Here is a 5,968-nt window from a genome sequence, read left to right on the forward strand (position 1 = left end):
CAATATTTTTTTCCAAAACATACCTTAACTGTATTATTGCCATGTTTATTTAACACTTCAATAATTGTTATTAATCCAGTTTTTTCTATGATTTTTTGGTTGTTATTACACCATTTAAATCAGTTATTTGTTGTTTTGTACTTTTAGTAGAATAACTATAGTTTTGGTAGATTAAGCTCCGTTTTTAAAGGTTGTAAAAATTTATTTAAAGTATCTAAATTTTGTGTTTGTGTAGTAGAATTGCCTTAACAGGTTATGTCTACATATCCTAAATTATCTTTTATATGTATTATTGTATTAGGTTTTATTTTTATATTTTTTGTACTTCCAAATGAGTTTGATGTAAAAAGAAAAACCTCTCATAATTTTTATAAGAGGCTTTTTAGTTATAAATGTTGTTATATCTTAAAAAGTATATTGATTTACACCGTCAACTTCTCTATTTCTAAATTCTAAAACCTCTGTAACTTCATATTTAAAAAAATTAAACTCAAAAGAATAGTTAAGTTTTATTTCACGTGTTTCAGGGTTATAAGAAGAACTCCCGTCATCAACAATTGTTACTCCACCTGTAGCTGTTTCTATCGATATTGAATTATCATCAGCAAGAATTATATTTAATTTTTTATCAGATCCTTTTAAATCTGCAATTCCATCATTCACCAAACTATTAGGAGATACCATTGTGAATTCTAAAACATCTGAAACAGCTCCTGGGTAAACAATTGTTTCTGGAGCTCCTGACTCATCTTCAGTAGTGGATGGATCATCTAACGCAGTTTTTATAAATTGTCCTTTTTGAATATAATTACCATATAATTGGTTTATATAAGTAAATGTTATTTTAGTTGATTTTAAATTAGCTAAAATAGAATCTGCTTTTACCACATTGTCTAATGTAAACCCTAATGCATAATTATTACCTAATGATACTGGGTCATTAAGAAATTTGATAGAATCTGCTTTTACATATACAAACCCTTGTGTTTTTCCTGCAGGAATTATTATTTTATTATTAGCAGGATTTCCTTCACTATCTACTAACTCATAGTAGCTTTCTGGTAGTGCAGAACCTGGATCTAAAAGAGATTCATCTAATGAGAAAGTTACTTCTACATCTTCTGTGTTATCTAATCGACCACCTAGCACAACACCAACACCAATTTGCATTCCTTCTCCCATAATAAATGTACGGTCAATAGTTTCTTTTGGTAAGTAGACAGAAGTAAAGTCAAATTCATTTTCAACAAAATCTTCATAACATGATGTAATACTTAATGCTATTACAACCAATGCCAATAATTTGGAGATAGATCTTAATTTATTATTCTTCATAATCTTTGTGTTTAAATTTTTTACCATCCTTGGTTTTGTTTCAAATTAGGGTTTAATATCAATTCACTATATGGTAAAGGTAAATAATAGTTTTTATTTTCGTAGCCTCTTTCTTCTACCGTAATGTTTTCGTAAGAAAAAGTATCATCATTATTTTTAGTGATTTTTACACCTTTAATATCTTCAATATTAACAATATCCTTCCATCTTCTTAAATCATGGAATCTTTCACCGCTAAAACATAATTCTATTCGTCTTTCATTTTTTAAAAAATCTCTAAATTTGTCTGAATCAGTAGAAACTTCATCTAAATAAGGATCTGAAAATATATTAGCCCTTTGTCTTATTTTTTTTATTACATCTTTAGCTGAGTAATTTAACCCTGCAGGAGCAGTTTCTATTTGACCATATGCTTCATTAACTGCTTCTGCGTAACTTAAATATATATCCGTAAGATCAAGTTGAACATAAACTTTAGGTTCAGCAGCAGGAGCAGGATCTAGCGTTGGGTCTAAATCAATGTCATATAAATATTTTTTTAAATAATACCCAGTTCTTGTACCTACATTAGAAATAAATCCCCCAAAATTATCTAATCCTCCTTGAAAAGTTTCTAAAGAGTTAAAATCAGTAGCAGTTTCTGTTGTGAAACCTTTATCTCCATTGTAAAAAATAAATTTATAAAATCTAGAATCTCTAGAAGCGTATGGCGTTGTAGCATCATATAAACTTTTAGAATCACTAATAGGATACCCATTTTTTGAAGCAAATGCATCTACTAAATTTTGAGATGGATTTACCAGACCATTACCATATAACGTTGGAGGGTATAAATTACGTTCTAAAGTAGATGAATTTCTAGAGTCACGCAATCTCCAAATGTGATCTGAATTATTCTCATTACTAACATTAAAAGTTTTTAATGAAACTAAACCACCGTTTTGATCAATTAAGTCTTGGGCATATTTTGCTGCTAATTCCCATTTAGAAATATCATTTGTTAGGTTAAAAGCAGGACTAGCTGCAAATAAAGCTACTTTTGCTTTTACAGCATATGCAGCTAAACCACTTGCTCTACCTAGTTCTGCACTACTAAATGGATCAGACCCAGTATATTTAAGTGGTAAATTTGCTATTGCAACATCTAAATCTGACATAATTTGATCTACACATTCTTGATATGTATTTCTACTTAATAAAGCATATTCATCATTTTCTAGAATTTCATTTACAATTGGAAAACCTAACATAGTTCCATCAGGTCCTGGTCCACCAAATATTTTTAATAACTCCCATTCTGCCCAAGCTTTTAAGAAAAAAGCTTCTCCGTAATACCTCGTTACTACTAAGTCACTTAAATCTGAACTAGCTTCAGAAGATAAGTATGGTAATCCTTCATCATGTACCAACTTAATGTATTCTTGGATTTGTCTTATGTTTTTATATGATTGAGCCCAAACATAATTGTAAGGATTATTTGTTGGTCCCCAATTTAAATTTGCAAGAGGTGTTTCTGCATTACGATATACACCATTATCCGATAATGTTTCTAAAGAAAATTCCTGAAGATATCTACTAAAAGAGTAATCAGTATAAATATCATCGATTAAACCTCTTGATCTTATTCCGGATGTTATTATTTCTTCTTCAGTTAAATGTTCAACCTCATCTTCTAAAAAAGAGCTACATCCTGTAATGCTAAGCATTAAGGTTATAATTATTAATATTTTATTAGTTAATTTCATTTTTTTATTTTTTAGCATTTAACTTATTAAAAATTGATAGAAGCACCTAAAGCAAAAGTACGTAACATTGGATATCTACTAATACCAGCATATATGTCTTCTGGATCTAAATCACTAAACTTGCTGAATACGGCTAAATTATTACCTCTTATAAAGAATTTTATATCTGAAAATACGCTATTAGAAACTGTAGATTTTGGTAATGAATATCCTAACTCTACATTAGAAATTCTAAAATGAGCTCCATCTGCTAACCAATAATCTGAGTTTACATAATTATTAGAATTTGATAGAGTACTTAATCTTGGATTTGCATTTCCATTTGGAAGATCGCTATTTACACTACCAAAATAATTAGCAGAACCATTATGTTTATAATATGAAGATGAATTAAGATTAATATCATAACCTGTAACTCCTGTACCTACAATGTCTAAGTTTATACCTTTATACTCAAAACCTAGGTTAATTCCATAATTGTATCTAGGATTACTGTTTCCAATTGTTCTTTGATCTCTAGAATCTATTACATTATCTCCGTTTTGATCAACGTATCTGATATCACCAATTTGTACATCTGTAAATTGAGGTAAAGCTGTATCTATATTAGAAGCAGTAAATAAACCATCGCTTACATAACCTGTAATAACGTCTTGTGCTTGTCCTTGTTTTAATCGATATTGATCTGGATACTGTACTTCAGCTAATTTTTCTCCTATTACCTTGTTATGACCAACATTAACATTAGCATAATATTTAAAAGAACCAACATTATCTCTATATGTAAGGTTAGCGTTAAAACCAACATTTCTACTAGTAGTAAAATTTAATTGTGGTAAGTATACATTTTCTCCTAAAGCATCTGCATATAAAGCACTTGCATTGGTAGTCTGATTTTGAATTTCTATATTAAAATAGTTTACTCCTAATGAGAATTTTTTTAATAGCCTTAGTTCTAGACCAGCAAAAAGTTGATTATATAAAACCCAATCTATTTCTGGATTTCCAGTAGCAGCTAAACTGTATCCATAATCATCTTGTGTATTGTTTGCTCCGTTATATGTAGTACCAGAATTTCTACCACCAGACCATCTATCTAAATATAAAAGACTATTACCATCATACTCTGTTCCTACAACTCCATAAGAAGTTCTAAATTTAAGGTAATCTATTACTTTACTATTTTTTAAGAAATTTTCATTTGATGCAACCCAGGCAACTCCTAAAGTTGGAAATATTTTTGTTTTATTATCTCCAATAAATTTAGAACTACTGCTTGAGTTTGCGTTCGCATAAAGAATGTATTTATCTTTTAAAACATAAGAACTATTCAAATTAAAAGTTAAATTACGTTTATCTGCATTTGCACCACCTGAACTAGGATTAAAATATAAAAGATGACTTAAATTTAAATTTAAAATTCCATCATTATTTTCTTTAACATAGCTTAAGTTACCACCAAATGAAAAATAACGACCAATAACAGCAGTATTTCTAGATGGTGATGTCTTTATATCTTCATCTTGATATATTTTATATCCAGCTAAAGAATCTAAATTATTGATATCTTTTTGTATATCTAGTAACAGTAATTCAGGGGCATTATTAGTAACTAGGGAGTGATTGTTATTTGTTCTAATCATACCATAGGTACTATATTTTAGTCCTTTTATATATTTATCAAAATCAAAATCTAAACCTATATCAAAAATCATATTAGAACTATAATCTGTTCTAGTACCTCCTTTTTCTAATTCAGCTAATAAGTTACCTTGATACTGATTACTAACAACGTATGCAGAGTCCCCTACATTTAAAGGGAATGCATTTGCAGGTGTATTATTAATCCATTGAATAGTTTGATCTGAAGTTAAAACATTTCTTTTATTTCGTCCAAATTGCCCATAAACACTTCCATGTGTAGTTATTACGTCATTAAGCTTTGCTTTAATTTTTGTTCTAAAAGTAATATTTCTACCATCTGTTTTTTCGCCTACTTTTTCTAAACCTTTCCAGTCAGAATATGAAACAAACCCACTGTAGTTTACATTGTTATCTCCTCCATAAACATTCAAAGACATAAAATTAGCGGATGAAGAATCTTCTAAAAATGTTTCTTGAGCATTTACATTTGGATATAAGACAGGGTCTGTACCATTTTGATAAGCATCTATTGCTTCTTGACTATAAACATCACCAAACCCATCATTATTAGATGCCTTATTTATTACTGTTGCATATTCTGCAGCAGATAAATGTTTTGGTGTAGTTGTAATAGTATTTAGAGTCCTTTGATAATTAACTTCTACAATAGGTTTACTGGCTTTACCTCCTTTTGTAATTACATATATTAAACCATTATCTCCTAAATTACCCAATAAAGAGTTAAAAGTAGCATCAGTAAGTACAATGACTTCTTCTACTTCTCTTAAATCTACTTGTAAACCTCTAGGTTGTCCATCTACTAATATACTTGGTGTTCTACCATTTAAATTATAGCTATAAGAACCACCATTAACAGGAGAGTTATTTGTTCTAACAACTCTTAAGCCTGGTACTCTACCTCTTAAAGCATTTATTAAATTATCTCCTATTGTTTTTCTTAGTTCATCTCCTGATATTCTAAATACACTTCCAGTTGTATTTTTAAGATTAAATGTTCCGAAAGGAGTTTCCAAGATATTGGTATTATTTTTTATTTGAAGCGAATCTTTTAATTCTATATTATCTAATGATGCATTTTGTGCAACACCAATATTTATAGCTAATATATTAAGTACGCAGAAAATGAAAAACTTAAATTGTTTTATGTTTATTTTCATTTGTTTTGTTTTATAGTTTTAAGTAAGTGGTATTGTAATAATTTTTTATTTTAACTATTAATTACC

General features: G+C 28.9%; 3 protein-coding genes. All 3 read right to left on the bottom strand.

Going from position 1 to position 5,968, the window contains the following annotated elements; genetic code table 11:
• Positions 1-405 precede the first annotated feature (405 nt).
• The 3 genes from ABJG40_RS04125 to ABJG40_RS04135 are packed head-to-tail and all read right to left on the bottom strand — an operon-like array spanning position 406 to position 5,902.
• The gene (locus tag ABJG40_RS04125) at positions 406-1,335 is read right to left on the bottom strand and encodes a DUF1735 domain-containing protein (RefSeq protein WP_348023301.1); all 930 of its coding nucleotides are present in this window, start codon (positions 1,333-1,335) and stop codon (positions 406-408) included.
• A gap of 20 nt (positions 1,336-1,355) precedes the next feature.
• A complete protein-coding gene (locus ABJG40_RS04130) occupies positions 1,356-3,080 on the bottom strand; it encodes a RagB/SusD family nutrient uptake outer membrane protein (RefSeq protein WP_348023302.1) in 1,725 nt (574 codons plus the stop codon).
• 26 nt (positions 3,081-3,106) lie between these two features.
• Positions 3,107-5,902 carry a SusC/RagA family TonB-linked outer membrane protein gene (locus tag ABJG40_RS04135; protein WP_348023303.1) on the bottom strand — a complete coding sequence of 932 codons (2,796 nt, stop codon included), beginning with the start codon at positions 5,900-5,902 and terminating at the stop codon, positions 3,107-3,109.
• Positions 5,903-5,968 lie beyond the last annotated feature (66 nt).

Origin of the sequence: Polaribacter sp., assembly GCF_039939415.1 — a bacterium.
Lineage (GTDB): Bacteria > Bacteroidota > Bacteroidia > Flavobacteriales > Flavobacteriaceae > Polaribacter.